Below are 17,969 nucleotides of genomic sequence, written 5' to 3' on the forward strand. Positions count from 1 at the left end.
TTTAAGAAAAAGTCTGTTTGGCGAGTTGGATGGATTTCATGGTGCTGTCGTCGAGTTTGTACCAGCGCAGAGTCGCGAAGGCGGCCAGCGAAAGGATGCCCGGCACCACGGTAAAGAGGGCGATGATGCAGTACATGGCGGTAGAGGTCTGTTCCGGCGCATTCGCCACATAGCCGCTAAAGCCCAGCGTCCAGCCAACAATGGCGCCGCTGATGGCCATACCGAGTTTGAGCACCGCCAGGAAGGTCGAGAAGATAACCCCATCCATGCGTTTGCCCTGTTTCCATTCGCCGTAGTCGGCGACGTCGGCCATCATGACCCACATTAGCGTGGTGGTGGCCTGGTAGAGGGTTGAGATGATGAATGTCATTGGCACCAGCACCAGCACGGATTTTGGCGCGAAGAACAGGGCGATGCTCAGTACCCCGGCCAGCACCGCACAATAGCCGAACATTTGCACTTTGCTGTAGTCACGCGTCAGGCGTTTTGCCAGTGCGCTACCGGCGGCTTTACCCAGAATATGCGCCCCCAGCATCCACATAAAATAGCTGGCGCTGCCGAGATAATAGGTGACGAAATACATCATGGCGCCGAGGCGAATTACGCCGAAGCCGATGTTAGTCAATACCAGAACGGCCACAACGCGCCACTGATCGTTGCGTAACAAATCGCGTAATTCTGAGAGGTAATTATTATGAGTCGCGGGGGCATTAATCCTCTCCCGGGTATTGGCGAAGCAGATCCAGAACATGATGACCGCCACCGTCGCCATTATTCCCATGGCCCAGCGATAACCGACTAATTTGTCATCTCCGCCAATAAACTCGGCCAATGGCATCATAAAGAAAGTGGATAATGCGCCGCCCAGGGTGGCAAGGAAGAAGCGATAAGATTGCAGAGAAATACGCGCTTCGTTATCTGGCGTAATGACCGCCCCCATAGAGCAGTATGGAATATTAATGGCGGTGTACATCAGCATCATCAGGGTATAGCTGACGGTGGCGAAAATCATTTTACCATGAAGATCGAGCGATTCCGGTACCGCATAGGTCAGCAGGCAGCTGGCACCAAATGGCAGGGCCAGCCACAACATCCATGGTCGGAACTTACCCCAGCGGGTACGGGTGCGGTCAGCAATATATCCCATGGCCGGGTCAATGATGGCATCGGCGGTACGCGCCAGTAAAAACATGGTGCCAACAAAGGCAGCAGGCAGCCCGACCACATCGGTATAATAGAAGGTCAGAAAAATAATGACGTTATCCAGCCCTATATGGCTGGCCATATCGCCCAGCCCGTAGCTGATTTTTTCTTTACGGGTAATTTTTTCGGTCATTCTATTCCCCTGCCGGTAGGCGGTGTATTTGTTGTGATGTTCTGCAGCTTATGTTTTATCAGTAACGAATGTTTAACAATTACGAGATCTGGCATCGTAGTTACGGAAACTTATTTTCGTGATACCGGTAACAAATCACCCTGTAAGGGTTAGCGTTTATTTGAATTAAATGATTTAAGAGGCTAGAGCTGTCTGAATCGTTTCAGTATGAAGATATTTATTTCTTACTAAAAATGTCATTGAAGTGTCATTTCTCCGGCGTAAAAACGAGTAAAACACGACGGGAGAATGATGATGAACGATCCTGCTTTTGGCGATGTGATCTATATTTCCGGCACCTTTTTCACCATTATTTTTATTCTGGTCGCCTCGGTACTTTGGCTCGAAAAGCACGCGTAAATCCGTGACTCCGGGTCGTTAGATCCCCTTTTTCAACCCTTTTTTCACGCCGTTATTCTCCTCGTTTTTTATTGTTGCGCCCCGTTCCCCGCGGCAAACTTTTTCATTCAGATCCCTGTGCCTGCCCATCTCTCCCACTCTCTGAACAAGGGATTTGTCTTCACGGCAGGACAGCAACACTCTTTTAAGTTTGGGTTCAGGAATGAATAAAGAACGCTTTGTGCTTCATCCGCTGGCGCTTGCGCTACTGGGCGCATTGTCATTTACTTCTCAGGCGGCTGAACGAACTACGGCCCCGCAGGTAAACGACGGCGATATCATCACCGTAACCGCGCCCGTGCTCTCCCCACTGGAAGTGGTGACCTCGCCAAAAACGCCACGCCAGCCGGTGCCGGCCAGCGACGGTTCTGATTACCTCAAAACCATTCCCGGGTTTAGCCAGATCCGTAACGGAGGGAGCAACGGCGACCCGGTATTCCGCGGCATGTTTGGCTCACGCCTGCGCCTGTTGACCAATGACAGCGAGATGTTAGGTGCCTGTCCTTCGCGTATGGATGCGCCAAGCTCTTATATTTCGCCAGAAAGTTATGATCTGCTGACGGTGATCAAAGGACCCGAAACCGTACTCTGGGGGCCGGGTAACTCTGCCGGAACGGTACGATTCGAACGTGAACCGCCGCGTTTCGACAAAGCGGACATAAAGGGGGACGCCAGTTTGCTGGCCGCCTCTAACGATCGCTTTGATGAAAATGCCGACGTCAGCTTTGGCAACGATAAGGGCTACGTGCGCCTGACGGGGAATAATTCGAAAGCGGGGGATTACAAAGATGGCAATGGCGATCGCGTCGCCTCGAAGTGGGATAAATGGAACACCGATTTGGCCATCGGCTGGACGCCGGATGCGGACACGTTGCTGGAGTTGACCGCCGGGCAGGGCGATGGCGATGCCAGCTATGCCGGGCGTGGCATGGACGGCTCGCAATTCAAACGTGAAAGCCTGGGGCTGCGCTTCAAAAAAGAGAATATCGGCGAGGTCTTCGATTCGCTGGATATGAGCGCGTATTACAACTATGCCAACCACATTATGGATAACTACTCCATGCGTTCGCCGGGAGCGCCCGCTTCAGGCACCATGCCGATGGGATCGATGGATATGTCGATGCCAATGGAAAAACAGGTCGATCGCCGGACGGTGGGGGGCAGGGTGATGGGAACCTGGCTGTGGTCTGATTATGAGCTGAAAAGCGGTCTCGATACGCAACTGAATACCCATCGCAGCAACGAAGATGATGAGGACGAAGGCTGGCAGGAAGATGCTCGCTTTCATGACTATGGTGCTTTTAGCGAACTGACGTGGAGTGCGACCGACCTCAGCAAAGTGATTGGCGGTGCGCGTCTGGATAAGGTGGAAGTGGATAACTTTACTGGCGTTGGTAGCAGCAGTCGGCAAGACACGCTTCCGGCGGGCTTCTTACGGGTTGAGCATAATCTCGGATCGCAGCCCGCGATGGTCTACGCCGGAATGGGCTACACCGAGCGTTTCCCGGATTACTGGGAACTCTTTTCACCCACCTATGGACCGGATGGCACCACGGATGTCTTTGATAATCTGAAACCGGAAAAAACCACCCAGCTTGATGTTGGGGCACAATACAAAGGGAAAAAAACGACCGGCTGGATCTCCGCCTATATCGGACGGATTAACGACTACATCCTCTTCCTGTACGATCCCGATGATAGCCACGTCAGCCAGGCAGATAACATCGATGCCACCATTATGGGGGGCGAGATGGGTGCCTCTTATCAGCTAAGCGAACGGTGGAAAACAGATGCCACCCTGAACTACGCCTGGGGGGAAAATACGGACGAACATCAGCCGCTGCCACAAATGCCGCCGCTGGAAGCTCGCCTTGGCCTGACGTGGGAGAAAGGCGACTGGAGCTCTACAGGGCTGTTGCGTATGGTCAGCCCACAGCACCGGGTGGCGTTGAGCGAGGGGAACGTGGTAGGCAAAGACTTTGATCAGAGTGCCGGGTTTGCCATTGTTTCCGCCAACGCTGCGTACAAGGTCAATAAATTCCTGAAACTCAGCAGTGGCGTAGATAATCTGCTGGATAAAAGTTACAGCGAACACCTTAACCTGGCGGGAAACAGTAGCTTCGGTTACTCCTCTGATACCCCTGTCAATGAGCCAGGGCGTACCTTCTGGGCCAAAATGAACGTTGAATTTTAAGCCTCTGCCCTCCGTCGTTATTATTTAATGGGACGTGAGGGCTATTAAATAGAATTAAACAGGTTGGCCTGTTTTAACTGATAATAATATCGTTGCTTGTTATATGCAGTTTAACGAATAACTAAATTTTCTTATTTAATAGGGAGTTTTTGTTTTTAATGCCGTTAATTTAGATATGCTGACAAAAATAGATATTTAACATGGTATACTCTTTACAGGTTATTCTTTTGTTATGTGAAGGTTAATATGAACAGGAAGTTCAGAGATATCGACGCGACCGTGCGTGGACTCAATAGCGCAACTGATGCGCATTTTAAATGGCTGGTAAAAGTTCTCCGTTATGTAGCGAGTCGTGAGGGCGATTTACCTGAAATCACCTGCACCGACGCGCATCATCATTGTGAATTTGGACACTGGCTGAATGACAAATTGCTTGAGGAGCGAGAGGATAAAAACTTTCTCCTGGACATTAATAAACAGCATATTGTGATTCATTACGCCTGTCGTACCATGATTAAGGAAATCATTGAAAACAAAGACGCTTCCAGTGCCTATGAGGACTTTGAAAACGCGCTGTTAGCCTTCACGGAATCTCTCACTCTTTTTAAAGTGCATCTTTTGCAGCTGCGTACAAGTTATGACGCACTCACAGGGCTACCTTTACGCCGCGTGCTTGATGAATCTTTCGCGAGCATGAATAAAGAGTTAAGCGATGATGGTCTTTATCTGTTGCTGCTTGATGTCGATCATTTCAAAAAAGTGAATGATGATTATGGCCATTTGAATGGCGATATTGTATTGCAATCACTGGCAACGCATCTTGATAACCACGTTCGCGCATCAGAGTCGGTATATCGCTACGGGGGTGAGGAGTTTATTATTCTGCTGCACGTCAGGGATGATAACGAAGCTATCGCAACGGCGGAACGACTCCGTCGAATGATTTCTGAAATGGTGATTGTCGCAGGGGAATATCATATCAATGTAACGTTCACCTCGGGATTAACCAGAATAAAGTATGGCGAACCCCTTCGGGAAGCGGTCGAGAGAGCAGATTTAGCTTTATATAAAGGCAAAGCCAGCGGCCGAAATTGTACGATGTTGATAAACACCCAGCGTGAAACGCAGAGATATAGCGATTAAAAAAGAACAGCCAGTTAGTAATAACTGGCTGTTTTGTTTAGCTGTTGCTGGTGGCCGATTGCTTGTGGAAGAGCTCACGGAAGACGGGATAAATATCATCCTGGTCGCGGATATGCTGCATCGCGAAGTTTTCAAACGTCGCCTGCAGATGTTCATATTCACGCCACAGGGTCTGGTGTGCCCGACGAGTGATCTCAATATAGCTATAGTAGCGCACCACGGGCAGCAGTTTTTTCGCCAGGATCTCATGACACAGCGGTGAATCGTCTGCCCAGTTATCCCCATCGGAGGCCTGGGCCGCATAGATATTCCACTGTGCCGGGTCGTAGCGCTCTTTCACCACCTCGTCCATCAACTTCAGGGCGCTGGAGACAATGGTGCCACCTGTCTCTTGCGAGTAGAAGAACTCGTGTTCATCTACTTCTTTCGCCTGAGTGTGGTGACGAATATAGACCACCTCCACGTTTTTATAGGTTCTGCTCAGGAACAGATAGAGCAGGATATAAAAGCGTTTGGCCATATCCTTAGTGGTCTGATCCATCGAGCCGGAGACGTCCATCAGACAGAACATCACCGCCTGGCTTGAGGGCTCAGGGCGTTTTTCATAGTTCCTGTAACGCAAGTCGAAGGTGTCGATAAAGGGCACGCGTTCGATCTTAGCGCGTAACTCGGCAATCTCTTTGCGCAGACGCTCCTCTTCCAGCAGTTGCACAGGCTCGCTGTTTTCCACCGTTTGCAGGCTGGCTTCCAGTTCACGTAGCGCCCGACGTTTGCCCGCTGTCATGGCGGTCCGCCGCGCCAGCGAGTTCTGCAGCGAGCGCACTACGCTGATGTTTGCCGGCACGCCATTCGCGGTATAACCCGCGCGATGGGTTTTATACTCGGTTAACTGACGGTGCTGATTTTTCTTTAGATTTGGCAGGGCCAAATCTTCAAACAGCAGATCGAGATACTCATCTTTGGAGATCTGAAAAACGAATTCATCCTGTCCTTCACCATCCTGACTCGCCTGGCCCTGGCCGCTGCCAGAACCGCCACCGCCGCCCTGCGGACGCTCGATGCGGTCATTCTGGATGAAGTGATCGTTACCGGGATGTACGCGATGGCGTAAACCGCCGCGTCCCTGGTGAAACATTGGCTCGCTAATATCGTCCGTCGGAATAGAGACGGACTCGCCGCTATCGACATCGGTCACCGAACGCTTATTAATGGCCTCGGAGATCGACTGTTTGATTTGCGCTTTATAACGGCGCAAGAAGCGTTGGCGATTCACCGTGCTCTTGTTTTTGCCGTTAAGACGCCGGTCAATAAACCAGGTCATATGTCCCCCGTACTGCATTTGCCAACTTTGTACCCTTACGGGTATGCGCAGTTGCTGTTTGCCCGGCAGGCTTTCACCGCCGGGCATCATTGTTATGATGATTTACGGACGCGGAGATACCATTCACACAGCAGGCGAACCTGCTTGCGGGTATAGCCTTTCTCCATCATACGGTCGACAAAGTCGTCGTGCTTTTTCTGCTCGTCGGTGGAAGTTTTGGCGTTAAACGAAATCACCGGCAGCAACTCCTCAGTATTAGAGAACATTTTCTTCTCAATGACCGTGCGCAGTTTTTCATAACTGGTCCAGTTGGGGTTGCGACCGTTGTTATTTGCCCGGGCACGCAGCACAAAGTTAACGATCTCATTACGGAAGTCTTTCGGGTTACTGATCCCGGCAGGCTTCTCGATTTTTTCCAGCTCGGCGTTCAGCGATTCACGATCGAAGAGCTGACCGGTGTCCGGATCGCGGTACTCCTGATCCTGGATCCAGAAATCGGCATAGGTAACATAGCGGTCAAAAATGTTCTGGCCGTACTCGGAGTACGACTCCAGGTAGGCGGTCTGGATCTCCTTGCCAATGAACTCAGCATATTTCGGGATCAGATAACCTTTAAGGAACTCAAGGTAACGTTCGGCCTGCTCCTGCGGGAACTGCTCACGCTCAATCTGCTGCTCCAGAACATAGAACAGGTGTACCGGGTTTGCCGCCACTTCCGCATGGTCGAAGTTGAATACGCGAGAGAGGATCTTAAACGCGAAGCGCGTAGACAACCCGTTCATCCCTTCATCAACGCCCGCATAGTCGCGATACTCCTGGTAGGATTTCGCTTTCGGGTCAGTGTCTTTCAGGCTCTCACCATCGTACACGCGCATTTTTGAGTAGATGCTTGAGTTTTCAGGCTCTTTCAAACGCGACAAGATTGAGAAGCGTGACAGCGTTTCCAGGGTGCCAGGGGCGCAGGGCGCATGCACCAGCTCACTGTGATTCAGCAGTTTTTCGTAAATTTTGATCTCTTCTGAGATGCGCAGGCAATAAGGCACCTTGACGATGTAAACACGGTCAAGGAAGGCCTCATTGTTTTTGTTATTTCTGAACGTGACCCACTCCGATTCGTTCGAGTGAGCCAGAATAATGCCGTTGAACGGCAGGGCGGAGATGCCTTCAGTCCCGTTGTAGTTGCCTTCCTGCGTCGCGGTCAGCAGCGGGTGCAGCACTTTGATGGGGGCCTTAAACATCTCGACAAATTCCATCACCCCCTGGTTTGCCCGGCAGAGCGCGCCCGAGTAGCCGTACGCATCTGGATCGTTTTGGGCATGGTTTTCCAGTTTACGGATATCGACTTTACCGACCAGGGCAGAGATATCCTGGTTGTTCTCATCACCCGGTTCCGTCTTGGCGATAGCAATCTGTTCCAGAATGGACGGCCAGACTTTTACCACGCGAAATTTGGTAATATCGCCGCCAAATTCGTGCAGACGTTTTGCCGCCCAGGGTGACATGATGGTGCCCAGATAACGACGGGGAATGCCGTACTCTTTATCCAGGATCTGCGCATCTTCCTGCGGATTAAATAGACAGAGCGGGTGATCATTCACCGGGCTGCGCTCACCGTTGGCGCTCAGCACATAGATTGGCACCCGCTGCATTAATGATTTCAGACGTTCAGCCAGTGACGATTTACCGCCACCCACCGGCCCCAGCAGATACAGAATCTGTTTCTTCTCTTCCAGCCCTTGTGCCGCGTGCTTCAGATAAGAGACGATCTGCTCAATGGCATCCTCCATGCCATAAAACTCTTCGAACGCAGGATATCGGGCGACGACCCGATTGGAAAAAAGACGGGAAAGCCGTGGTTCCTGGGCAGTGTCCACCATCTGTGGCTCACCGATAGCCATCAATAGCCGTTCTGCCGCGTTAGCATAGGCACTGCGATCTTGCTTACAGATGGCAAGAAACTCCTGCAGTGTGAACTCTTCGTCCTTGGCAGCTTCATAGCGCTGGCGATAGTGATCGAATATATTCATGGCATGCCGTCCTTTCGTTTTTTAGCACAGGATAAGAGCCGTTCGTATGAATAGTGGAGGCTCCCGGAAGCGGGATCCTTTGCACCTCACTGCAAAAGCAGCAACCCGTGTGCCAGGTCGGGGGCTAAAACTGCGGGGTGGTCAGGAATTCATCTTCTTAAAATTAAGCGTAGATGGCATTTGCAAAACTTGCATGTCGCCCAAATCTAATTTCAATGACATATCAATAACTCATCCGAAAAATCAGCGATAATTTTTAAGTCAAACACACTTATTTCGCGGTTCTGTCATCGGAGTGACAATATTTCGTCATGTGCATCGCAGAAATTAATCTGTTTATCAGAAATATTCGTATGTAAAAAATTGGGAAAGCGCGCGAAGGGCGGTTAAACTCCTTTCGCGGATTATTTGACTACAGGAAAGAATGGATTGTGACCAAACTCAAACTTCTGGCACTGGGAATTCTCGCTGCCGCTTCAGTGGGTACCGCTAGCGCGGAGAATCAGTGGTCTGTCGGCGCAGGCGTCGGCGTGCTCAATAGCCCGTACAAAGACTATGACCGTGATGTCTATCCGGTACCGGTTATCACCTATGAAGGTGACAACTTCTGGTTCCGCGGTCTTGGCGGTGGCTATTATCTGTGGAATGACGAAAGCGATAAGCTCTCGATCATGGCTTACTACGATCCGATGCACTTCAAGCCGGGCGACAGCGACGACTGGCGACTGAAGCAGCTCGATAAACGTAAGAGCACCATGATGGCGGGTCTCTCCTACGTGCATAACACCCAGTATGGTTTCCTGCGTACCTCCCTGGCAGCTGACACGCTCGATAACAGCAACGGCTACATTTGGGATCTGGCCTGGTTGTATCGCTATACCAACGGCGGCCTGACGCTGACGCCGGGTATTGGCGTGGAGTACACCAGTGAAAACTACAATGATTACTACTATGGGGTGTCCCGTCGTGAGGCAAATCGTAGTGGGTTAGATCGTTACAATGCTGACGATGGCTGGAACCCGTACCTGGCGCTCACTGCCAGCTACGAATTCACTCAGGACTGGAATATCTACGGCACCGGCCGTTATACCCGTCTGAGCGACGAGATCAAGGACAGCCCGATGGTCGATAAATCCTGGGCAGGTGCGTTCTCTGTTGGGGTGACCTACAGTTTCTGATTGTGCATCTTCACAGTGCAATCACTGCATTACAACGGGGCGCTTGCGCCCCGTTTGCATTATGTTGGTGCGGTGAAACAGGAGAAACAGATGAGCAAAAAAACCGTTATGTTTGGCGAAAAAGAGACTCTGCCGGCCATTGGCCAGGGCACCTGGTATATGGGTGAGAAAAACAGCCTTCGTTCTCAGGAGGTCACTGCGCTGCGCACGGGCATCGAACTGGGCCTCACCCTGATCGATACCGCAGAAATGTACGCAGACGGCAAAGCAGAAGAGGTGGTTGGCGAAGCGATTAAAGGAGTACGGGATAAAGTCTATCTGGTCTCCAAAGTCTATCCGTGGAACGCGGCAGGCCAGAAAGGGATGGCGGCCTGTGAAGCCAGCTTACGCCGCCTGGGTACGGACTACCTCGATCTCTATCTGCTGCACTGGCGAGGCGAATACGGCCTGGAGGAGACCGTCCGGTTGATGGAGACCTTGCAGCGTCAGGGCAAAATTCGCCGCTGGGGTGTATCTAATCTGGATGTTGAAGATATGCAGGCGCTCTGGCAAGTGCCCGGAGGGCAGGCCTGCGCGACAAATCAGGTCCTCTATCATCTGGCTTCGCGAGGCATCGAATACGATCTTCTTCCCTGGTGTCAGCAACAGCAGATGCCGGTAATGGCTTACTGCCCCCTGGCTCAGGCCGGGCGATTACGTTCTGGATTAATGACGCATCCGGTGGTCAATGAGATAGCACAACGTCATCGCGCCACGCCGGCGCAGATCCTGTTGGCATGGGTCATTAGTCATCAGGGGGTGATAGCGATTCCAAAAGCGGGCTCGCCGGAGCATGTCAGGGATAACGCGCAGGCGTTAGAGATTACGCTCTCTGACGAAGAGATAGCTATGCTTGCGGACGCATTTCCGGCGCCTGGCCATAAAACGCCGCTGGATATGGTGTGATGGTAAAACGCCCCGCTCCCGTGGGGAGTGGGGCGGGCATCATTAGCGCTGAATGATGCTAATAGTTTGTCCCAGGCGAGAAGGCTTCTCTTCGCTGGTCTTCTGTGGTGATGTTACGCAGGCGGTTTCTACACAGACGAAGGTCTTATAACCCTCGTCCGGTACGTCGGCCATGCTCACAGAGAGCGCCGGGCCCGGGTTCCAGCCCACAACGTTGCTATGGTGATGGTGCACCACTTCGACGCTGCGGTTCAGGGCGGCGTCATGAATGACGCTGCACGCTTCCGGATGCAGATAAACGCGGTCGGTACGATCCGGGAAGGTCTGCACGCCGTCGCTCAGTTTGCCCTCTTTGGCGTTATCCACTTTGTCGATAAAGGTATCGCCCAATCCACTCACCTTGACCGCGCTGATGTCACCCACGTTGAAATAGGTGTGCAGGGCGCTGGTGGTTTCAAATTCGCCGTGGGCTTCCAGTTCGATTTCACAGGTTTTACCCAGCTTGAAGCGTGCATAAAGTGTGAAATCATGCGGCCAGAGCGCACGGGTCTCCTCATTTGCCTGCAGTTCAAACGTCAGTACCACACCATTTTCATCGTCATTGTGCGCTTTCAAGGTCCACTGTTGATTACGGGCAAACCCGTGAGCAGGCAAACCTGACTGTGCCGCCGGGCCAAACCACGGCCAGCAAATCGGCACACCGCCGCGGATCGCCGCCCCTTTTTTGAAAGAGGTGTTGTCGCTGAGCCACAGCGCTTCGGTTTGACCTTCTGGTTTCCAGGAGAGCAGGTGAGCGCCATTCAGCGCTACGGAGGCTTTTACGCGCGGGTGATCAACGACAATGATGTCGGCTCCGTCAATCTGACGGCGGGAAAGCACAGGGGTAAGTTCTTCGACTACCGGAAGTGCAAAAATTTTATTAATCATTAAGCAATCCTCTGTCTTGAAGCAATAAAAAAGGCGACCGAAGTCGCCTTTTGGATCAGTGTCTCATCTCAACTTATTTGGAGATGTGAGCGATCAGGTCCAGTACTTTGTTGGAGTAACCGGTTTCGTTGTCGTACCAGGATACCAGCTTAACGAAGTTGTCGTTCAGTGCGATACCTGCTTTAGCATCGAACACGGAAGTGCATACTTCGCCGTTGAAATCGGTAGAAACAACGTCATCTTCGGTGTAACCCAGAACGCCTTTCATTGCGCCTTCGGAAGCAGCTTTGATTGCTTTCTTAATTTCTTCATAAGAAGCAGCTTTTTCCAGACGAACGGTCAGGTCAACAACGGATACGTTAGGAGTCGGAACGCGGAACGCCATACCAGTCAGTTTGCCATTCAGTTCTGGCAGTACTTTACCTACCGCTTTAGCAGCACCGGTAGAGGATGGGATGATGTTCTGAGCCGCGCCACGGCCGCCACGCCAGTCTTTGTGAGACGGGCCGTCAACGGTTTTCTGAGTTGCGGTGGTCGCGTGAACGGTGGTCATCAGGCCTTCAACGATACCGAAGTTGTCGTTGATAACTTTCGCCAGCGGTGCCAGGCAGTTGGTGGTGCAGGATGCGTTGGAAACGATATCCTGGCCAGCGTAAGTTTCGAAGTTAGCACCACGTACGAACATTGGGGTGTTGTCTTTGGAAGGACCAGTCAGAACAACTTTTTTCGCGCCAGCGGTGATGTGCTTACGTGCAGTTTCGTCGGTCAGGAAGATACCGGTTGCTTCAGCAACCACGTCAACACCGATTTCGTTCCACTTCAGGTTAGCTGGATCTTTTTCAGCAGTAACACGGATGGTTTTGCCGTTAACAACCAGGTGGCCGTCTTTAACTTCAACAGTACCGTTGAAGCGACCGTGAGTTGAGTCGTACTTCAGCATGTACGCCATGTATTCAGCGTCCAACAGATCGTTGATACCAACGATTTCGATGTCAGAACGTTCCTGAGCAGCACGGAAAACAATGCGACCGATACGGCCAAAACCGTTGATACCTACTTTGATAGTCATATATTCCACCAGCTATTTGTTAGTGAATAAAAGGTTGCCTGTAAAATTACAAAAACCATACGCAGCGTCAAGCGGAATCGTGTCAATCATTGCGACAAATCAATCCTTCGCGCGACCTTTGGGCGATTGACTCGCCTAACATTCCCTCGGAGCTTGCAACCATATGGGGACTGCGCCGTGAATTTTAAAGGGCTGGCCGAAGAAAAATGTGGATTAGATCACATTTGGCCGACCGCCTTTTCGCAACGACTAAGTTTAGAACAAAAGTTCACACTTCAGTGTTAATGTTTTGTTAGAATCGACCTAAACGTTGTCTGTTTTCAATCGTGAGATATGAGCTTATGTCGAATCAATCCAACCCGGACGAACTGAAGAAAAATCTAACAGAAATGCAGTTCTACGTGACCCAGAACCACGGCACCGAGCCGCCGTTCACCGGGCGTTTACTGCATAACAAACGTGATGGGATTTACCACTGCCTGGTGTGTGATGCCGCCCTGTTTAACTCTGAAAGTAAATATGATTCTGGCTGCGGTTGGCCAAGCTTCTATGAGCCCGTCAGCGATGAGGCAATCCGCTATCTGACCGACAACTCTCATGGTATGCAGCGCATCGAAATCCGCTGTGGAAATTGCGATGCCCACCTCGGTCATGTTTTCCCGGACGGCCCTCAGCCAACAGGGGAGCGTTTCTGCGTCAATTCTGCCTCGTTAAGCTTCACCGATGACCAGAATGGCGACCAGACTAAAGGTTGAAAAATCGATTCAGCAAATTATTCCACCGGAGCCGGGTAAATCATGAATATTGACGAGATGATTAGTGGGATGACAGAGGACGTTTATCAACGCCTGGTCACCGCCGTTGAGCTGGGAAAATGGCCTGATGGGGTGGCGCTGACCCCGGCCCAGAAAGAGAACAGCCTGCAACTGGTTATGCTCTGGCAGGCACGGCATAACACCGACGCGCAACATATGACCATTGATACCCAGGGGCAGATGGTGATGAAGAGTAAACAACAGCTGAAGGAAGATTTCGGCATCGCGCCAAAATCGATTGCCATGTTCAAATCCTGATGGGTTGGTGCGTGCCGGGCGGTGAAAGTACCGCCGCCCGGCAACAGGACTACGCCTGTGTTTCTTGCCAGTCTTCCAGCGTATACAGGGTGGCACCAGCGGCGGCCATATCCATAAACGCCTGCGCGCTATCCTGAGGCTGAAGATTGACGCCGCGGCAGCCATCGGTAATCACGTTGACGGTGTACCCCAGTTGGAGTGCGTCCAGCACGGTAAATTTCACGCAATAATCTGTCGCCAGACCCAGCACAATAAGCTCAACGATTTCATGGTGGCGTAGCCACGCATCCAGCGCCGTTTTCTGACGATGGCCGTTATCAAAGAACGCGCTATAACTGTCGATGGCCGGGTTTTCGCCTTTGTGGAACACCGCATCAATCGCTTTTTGGTTAAGCAAAGGGTGGAGCTCAGCGCCTTCGGTCTGCTGAACGCAGTGACCCGGCCAGAATGTCTGTGCTAGCCCGTCGAGTTCGCCCTGGCTATAAGGTTCAACGTCATGCTGGCTGGCAAAGCTACCGTGATTTTCCGGATGCCAGTCCTGGCTTGCCACCACGGCATCGCCGCGGGCTTTACACCACTCAATAAGCGTATTAGCGATATCAACAGTGCTGTCGCCTTCTGCTACCGCCAGTGCGCCGCCTGCGCAAAAATCATTTTGCAGATCAACCAGTAATAAAGCTCGTTGCGTCATATTCATTCCTTAAAAGCAGCGTATTTATCATCTAATTTTAATGGTAAAGCGGGGCCATAGAATGCTATCCGGAGCATTCCTGGACGCCAAGGGATTAACGACAAAAGACGACAGGGACTCGTTTCGAGTAGATAAACCAGGGCACTAAAACAATCAGGCTGAAAGAGGAGACCAGAAGCCAGAGCAGGTCGGCGAATTGCAGTGACATATCGAAGGCCATCCCGCTGTAGATGACCGAACCGGCGTTGATAACAAAATTACCCACGTAATAGGCAATCATGGCTTTTCGGGTTCGCTTACTTTTTCTGAAGAACTGCCAGCAGGCGTTGCCCAGCAAAGTCAGATAGACAATGCTCGGCAGGGTTAACGCTGCAACAGCCAGCCCGACGTCATGGTCTTCACCCGTAAAAAAGAGCCACAGGAGTAACACGACCACCCAGGCGTTGAACGCCCCGGCGATGCAGGAAAGTATCAAACCGGCTGCAGGAAACAAGAGAAAACCGTCAATTTTGTTACTGTTGCTCATAAGCTCCCTCTCATGAGATAGCGGGCGAGGAGGGCAACGCCGTCACCCTCTCGTGCTTCCCAACCGACTCTATTCGTCTGGCGTCAGTTCGCCGCGCAGGTTCTGCATCATGGCGAGACGTATGGCGTGGATATCCAGATCCTGGCTCAGAAGGTAGTGCAATTTGGTAAGGGTGGCTTCCACCGTCATATCAAAGCCGCTGATCACCCCGGCATGCGCCAGCGCGTTACCCGTGGCGTATCCGCCCATGTTGACCTTACCGGACATGCACTGCGTCAAATTCACCACCACAATGCCGCGTTCGCTTGCGGCCTGCAGCTCTTGCAGAAATTCACCATTCTGCGGAGCATTGCCCACCCCGTATGAACGCAGTATTAACGCTTTCACCGGCTGACGCAGAAAGTTTCGCACCACATCCGCCGAGATCCCCGGGTAGATCGTCACTACGCCAATCGGCTGCGGCGTAATCGGATGGACCACTAGTTCGCCCAGGGTATTTGGCGCAGGCGGGGTACCGAGGCGGCGAATATGAATACCCGCCTCCAGCAGCGGTTGCAGGTTAGGTGAGGCAAACGCATCGAAACCATCCGCGTGGGCTTTGGTGGTGCGGTTACCCCGGAAGAGGCGGTTATTAAAGAACAGCGCGACCTCGTTAATCGGGTAGTTCGCCGCTACGTACAGGGAGTTCAGCAGATTGATCTGCCCGTCAGAGCGCAGCTCGGCCAGCGGGATTTGCGAGCCGGTCACAATCACGGGCTTACCCAGGTTCTCCAGCATAAAAGAGAGCGCCGAGGCGGTAAACGCCATGGTGTCGGTGCCATGCAGGATCACGAAGCCGTCATACAGATCGTAATGAGCTTTAATATCGTCGGCGATATGCTGCCAGTCCTCTGGCGTCATATCGGAGGAGTCCATTAGCGGGTCATACTCGTGAATGGTGAAGTCTGGCATCTCCGGGCGATGAAACTCCGGCATCAGCGCCAGCTGGCGTTGCAGATGACCCGAGACCGGGATGTAACCATTTTCAGAGCGCTGCATACCGATGGTACCGCCGGTATAAGCCACGTAGATCGATTTCTTGTGCATGATGTTGTGTTCTTGGCTTCAAAGAAAAATCCCCTCTTCACGGAAGAGGGGATGAGGATTAACGCACGTTGGCGCAGGTTAGGCAGAACGCGTAACGATTTTGTGGATCGTTAAAGGCCGCGAGCTTATCGCTTTCACCTTTTACCACGCTGGCCGCCGAGGCCACTGGTGCCGGCAGCATCGCCTGTAGCGCCTGCGGCAACATGGCGCGCACCGAGCCTGACATGCTGTTCACGACCACGTCGAAGAACGTAGGTTCGTCCTGATAGTAGTCCACATGCCACTGCTTCAGCTTCGCCAGTTCAGCCGCTTTCGCGACGGCATCGTCGAAATCGCCGAGGCTATCAACCAGACCGTTCTTTTTGGCATCCTGACCGGTCCAGACGTGACCCTGGGCAATCTGATCGATCTGCTCCGGCGTCTTCTTGCGCGAGTCGGCAACCAGCGTAATAAAGCGCTTGTAACCATTCTCAATGCTGAGCTGCATCATCTGCGACACTTCTGGCGGCAGCGCTTTGGTTACCGCGACATCTGCCAGCGGTGAGGTGGCTACGCCGTCGGAATGCACACCCAGATAATCCAGGCTGTTCTCCATGGTGTTGATGACCCCGAAGATACCGATAGAGCCGGTCAGGGTGCTCGGGTTCGCCACGATGTAGTTCGCTGGCGTGGAGATCCAGTAACCGCCAGAGGCCGCCATACCGCCCATCGATACGACCACCGGTTTACCCGCCGCGCGCGCCGCAGCCAGCTCGGCGCGGATCACCTCAGAAGCGCTGACGCTGCCGCCCGGGCTATTAACCCGCAGAACAATCGCTTTCACTTTTGGATCGAGGCGTGCATCGCGGATCTGCGAAGCGGTAGTATCACCGCCCACGTTACCCGGCGTCTCTTCCCCGTCCATGATGGCGCCGTTAGCAAACACCACCGCAATACTGTCGCCAGCATCGGCCGGTTTGTTCGGCTGGTAATCATAGAAGCTGATGGCGCTGAAGTTTTTGTCCTCTTTGCTCCAGCCAAACTGTTTGGTCAGGGCTTTTTCGATGTCGGCGCTGGAGCCGAGCACATCAACCAGTTTGTTATTCAGGGCATATTTCGCCGTGTCGCCATCGACCTTACGCAGGCCATCAAGCACCGCCTGTGCGCCCGGGAAAAGCTGTTCAGGCGTGATCTGGCGGTTAGCGGCCACGGTGCCGAGATAGTTCTGCCACAGTTCGCCAATCCAGCGGCTGTCAGCCTCGCGGGCGGCAGGGGACATATCATCGCGAATAAACGGCTCAACGGCCGATTTATAGGTGCCAACACGGAAGACATGGGTGGTGACTTTCAGCTTATCCAGCAGCGATTTGTAATAAAGGCCATTGGTCGCAAAGCCATGCAGGTCCACGGTACCTTGCGGCGAGAGCCAAATTTTATTGGCGAAACTGGCCAGATAATATTGCCCCTGACTGTAGTTATCGCCCACAGCGATGACCGGTTTGCCGCTGTCGCGGAACTCGCGTAGCGCTTTACCAATGTACTGCATGGAAGGCTGGTCGGCCCCCGCGAAGTTTCTCAGGTCGAGAACGATCCCGGTGATGTTACGATCTGCTTTCGCCTGGCGAATCGCGTCGACGATGTCAAACAGCGAATTCTCCTGCAGACGATCGCTGCTGGCACCAAACAGCTGGCGACCCAGCACGCCGAGTCGGTTGTTGGTAGAAGGTTTATCGACCACCACCCCAGCAATATCCAGCAGCAGCGCACCGCGCGTGGCATGCTGACTTTGAGTGGTGCTGCTTATATGCATCCAGACGCCAACGCAAACCATCACCAGCAAGATGAAAAAGAGGTTCATGACCAGCTGACGGACGAAATTAAGCAGCCGCCACGTCCATTTAAAAAATCCGGCAAAAAAACGCCAAAGGGTTCGCATCTCTTCTCCCTGTCCAAAAATTACCCGGCCCGTCGCCATGGACGGGTTGTCGGGCTATCGTAATGACCCAACTGCCTCTTGTCAGCAGGAATCGCCTGCC

The 17,969-nt window shown here is 52.5% G+C and carries 16 protein-coding genes; 7 read left to right on the top strand and 9 right to left on the bottom strand.

All coding sequences use genetic code 11. From position 1 onward, the window contains the following. Nucleotide 1 precedes the first annotated feature (1 nt). Nucleotides 2-1,336 (bottom strand): glycoside-pentoside-hexuronide (GPH):cation symporter, encoded by a 1,335-nt coding sequence (locus B2Q93_RS00575; RefSeq protein ID WP_046885880.1) that lies wholly within the window; start codon nt 1,334-1,336, stop codon nt 2-4. Nucleotides 1,337-1,630: 294 nt separating this feature from the next. Here B2Q93_RS00575 and yoaI point away from each other — a divergent pair, with 294 nt between their 5' ends. The 3 genes from yoaI (at nt 1,631) to B2Q93_RS00590 (ending at nt 5,111) form a co-directional block, all read left to right on the top strand. Next, the gene (gene yoaI / locus B2Q93_RS00580; protein WP_286783347.1) at nt 1,631-1,735 is read left to right on the top strand and encodes a small membrane protein YoaI; all 105 of its coding nucleotides are present in this window, start codon (nt 1,631-1,633) and stop codon (nt 1,733-1,735) included. A gap of 202 nt (nt 1,736-1,937) precedes the next feature. Next, nucleotides 1,938-3,968, top strand: a complete 2,031-nt coding sequence (locus B2Q93_RS00585) for a TonB-dependent copper receptor (protein WP_286931594.1) — start codon at nt 1,938-1,940, stop codon at nt 3,966-3,968. Between the two features lie 246 nt (nt 3,969-4,214). Continuing rightward, on the top strand, nt 4,215-5,111 hold the full coding sequence (locus tag B2Q93_RS00590; protein ID WP_286931595.1) for a diguanylate cyclase: 897 nt from the start codon (nt 4,215-4,217) through the stop codon (nt 5,109-5,111). Nucleotides 5,112-5,148: 37 nt separating this feature from the next. On the opposite strand, the gene B2Q93_RS00595 is transcribed toward B2Q93_RS00590, so the two are convergent. Continuing rightward, complete coding sequence (locus B2Q93_RS00595) at nt 5,149-6,432, bottom strand: YeaH/YhbH family protein (protein ID WP_040076058.1); 1,284 nt, start codon at nt 6,430-6,432, stop codon at nt 5,149-5,151. 92 nt (nt 6,433-6,524) lie between these two features. Then, a complete protein-coding gene (gene yeaG, locus B2Q93_RS00600) occupies nt 6,525-8,459 on the bottom strand; it encodes a protein kinase YeaG (RefSeq protein WP_046885883.1) in 1,935 nt (644 codons plus the stop codon). A 431-nt stretch (nt 8,460-8,890) separates the two neighbouring features. Between yeaG and B2Q93_RS00605 the strand changes: the two genes are divergently transcribed. Together B2Q93_RS00605 and B2Q93_RS00610 are read left to right on the top strand one after the other, a co-directional pair. Then, nucleotides 8,891-9,637, top strand: a complete 747-nt coding sequence (locus B2Q93_RS00605) for a MipA/OmpV family protein (RefSeq protein ID WP_286931596.1) — start codon at nt 8,891-8,893, stop codon at nt 9,635-9,637. A 90-nt stretch (nt 9,638-9,727) separates the two neighbouring features. After that, nucleotides 9,728-10,582: an aldo/keto reductase gene (locus B2Q93_RS00610; RefSeq protein ID WP_286931597.1), complete on the top strand. Its 855-nt coding sequence runs from the start codon at nt 9,728-9,730 to the stop codon at nt 10,580-10,582. Nucleotides 10,583-10,624: 42 nt separating this feature from the next. Here the strand turns inward: B2Q93_RS00610 and B2Q93_RS00615 are convergent, their stop codons facing one another. Both B2Q93_RS00615 and gapA read right to left on the bottom strand, forming a co-directional pair. Beyond that, nucleotides 10,625-11,509: a D-hexose-6-phosphate mutarotase gene (locus tag B2Q93_RS00615; protein WP_046885886.1), complete on the bottom strand. Its 885-nt coding sequence runs from the start codon at nt 11,507-11,509 to the stop codon at nt 10,625-10,627. A 73-nt stretch (nt 11,510-11,582) separates the two neighbouring features. Then, complete coding sequence (gene gapA / locus B2Q93_RS00620; RefSeq protein ID WP_006174810.1) at nt 11,583-12,578, bottom strand: glyceraldehyde-3-phosphate dehydrogenase; 996 nt, start codon at nt 12,576-12,578, stop codon at nt 11,583-11,585. Between the two features lie 341 nt (nt 12,579-12,919). Here gapA and msrB point away from each other — a divergent pair, with 341 nt between their 5' ends. Together msrB and B2Q93_RS00630 are read left to right on the top strand one after the other, a co-directional pair. Then, nucleotides 12,920-13,333 (top strand): peptide-methionine (R)-S-oxide reductase MsrB, encoded by a 414-nt coding sequence (gene msrB, locus B2Q93_RS00625; RefSeq protein ID WP_040076050.1) that lies wholly within the window; start codon nt 12,920-12,922, stop codon nt 13,331-13,333. A gap of 42 nt (nt 13,334-13,375) precedes the next feature. Continuing rightward, the gene (locus B2Q93_RS00630) at nt 13,376-13,651 is read left to right on the top strand and encodes a YeaC family protein (protein ID WP_040076049.1); all 276 of its coding nucleotides are present in this window, start codon (nt 13,376-13,378) and stop codon (nt 13,649-13,651) included. Between the two features lie 49 nt (nt 13,652-13,700). Here the strand turns inward: B2Q93_RS00630 and pncA are convergent, their stop codons facing one another. From pncA to sppA, 4 genes are all read right to left on the bottom strand, one after another. Further along, a complete protein-coding gene (gene pncA / locus B2Q93_RS00635) occupies nt 13,701-14,342 on the bottom strand; it encodes a bifunctional nicotinamidase/pyrazinamidase (protein ID WP_286931598.1) in 642 nt (213 codons plus the stop codon). 94 nt (nt 14,343-14,436) lie between these two features. Then, nucleotides 14,437-14,868: a DUF2569 family protein gene (locus tag B2Q93_RS00640; RefSeq protein WP_286931599.1), complete on the bottom strand. Its 432-nt coding sequence runs from the start codon at nt 14,866-14,868 to the stop codon at nt 14,437-14,439. Between the two features lie 69 nt (nt 14,869-14,937). After that, nucleotides 14,938-15,954, bottom strand: coding sequence for an asparaginase (gene ansA, locus B2Q93_RS00645; RefSeq protein WP_040076047.1), 1,017 nt, complete (start codon nt 15,952-15,954; stop codon nt 14,938-14,940). A 58-nt stretch (nt 15,955-16,012) separates the two neighbouring features. Next, complete coding sequence (gene sppA / locus B2Q93_RS00650) at nt 16,013-17,869, bottom strand: signal peptide peptidase SppA (RefSeq protein ID WP_286931600.1); 1,857 nt, start codon at nt 17,867-17,869, stop codon at nt 16,013-16,015. Nucleotides 17,870-17,969 lie beyond the last annotated feature (100 nt).

The sequence above is a fragment of the Leclercia sp. UBA5958 genome (assembly GCF_002430365.1).
In the GTDB taxonomy this organism is placed as follows: domain Bacteria; phylum Pseudomonadota; class Gammaproteobacteria; order Enterobacterales; family Enterobacteriaceae; genus Enterobacter; species Enterobacter pneumoniae.

Excerpts from the sequence above, each read along its gene's own strand:
- B2Q93_RS00575 (WP_046885880.1), bottom strand. The coding sequence starts at position 1,336 with ATGACCGAAAAAATTACCCGTAAAGAAAAAATCAGCTACGGGCTGGGC.
- yoaI (WP_286783347.1), top strand. The coding sequence starts at position 1,631 with ATGAACGATCCTGCTTTTGGCGATGTGATCTATATTTCCGGCACCTTT.
- B2Q93_RS00585 (WP_286931594.1), top strand. The coding sequence starts at position 1,938 with ATGAATAAAGAACGCTTTGTGCTTCATCCGCTGGCGCTTGCGCTACTG.
- B2Q93_RS00590 (WP_286931595.1), top strand. The coding sequence starts at position 4,215 with ATGAACAGGAAGTTCAGAGATATCGACGCGACCGTGCGTGGACTCAAT.
- B2Q93_RS00595 (WP_040076058.1), bottom strand. The coding sequence starts at position 6,432 with ATGACCTGGTTTATTGACCGGCGTCTTAACGGCAAAAACAAGAGCACG.
- yeaG (WP_046885883.1), bottom strand. The coding sequence starts at position 8,459 with ATGAATATATTCGATCACTATCGCCAGCGCTATGAAGCTGCCAAGGAC.
- B2Q93_RS00610 (WP_286931597.1), top strand. The coding sequence starts at position 9,728 with ATGAGCAAAAAAACCGTTATGTTTGGCGAAAAAGAGACTCTGCCGGCC.
- B2Q93_RS00615 (WP_046885886.1), bottom strand. The coding sequence starts at position 11,509 with ATGATTAATAAAATTTTTGCACTTCCGGTAGTCGAAGAACTTACCCCT.
- gapA (WP_006174810.1), bottom strand. The coding sequence starts at position 12,578 with ATGACTATCAAAGTAGGTATCAACGGTTTTGGCCGTATCGGTCGCATT.
- msrB (WP_040076050.1), top strand. The coding sequence starts at position 12,920 with ATGTCGAATCAATCCAACCCGGACGAACTGAAGAAAAATCTAACAGAA.
- B2Q93_RS00630 (WP_040076049.1), top strand. The coding sequence starts at position 13,376 with ATGAATATTGACGAGATGATTAGTGGGATGACAGAGGACGTTTATCAA.
- pncA (WP_286931598.1), bottom strand. The coding sequence starts at position 14,342 with ATGACGCAACGAGCTTTATTACTGGTTGATCTGCAAAATGATTTTTGC.
- B2Q93_RS00640 (WP_286931599.1), bottom strand. The coding sequence starts at position 14,868 with ATGAGCAACAGTAACAAAATTGACGGTTTTCTCTTGTTTCCTGCAGCC.
- ansA (WP_040076047.1), bottom strand. The coding sequence starts at position 15,954 with ATGCACAAGAAATCGATCTACGTGGCTTATACCGGCGGTACCATCGGT.
- sppA (WP_286931600.1), bottom strand. The coding sequence starts at position 17,869 with ATGCGAACCCTTTGGCGTTTTTTTGCCGGATTTTTTAAATGGACGTGG.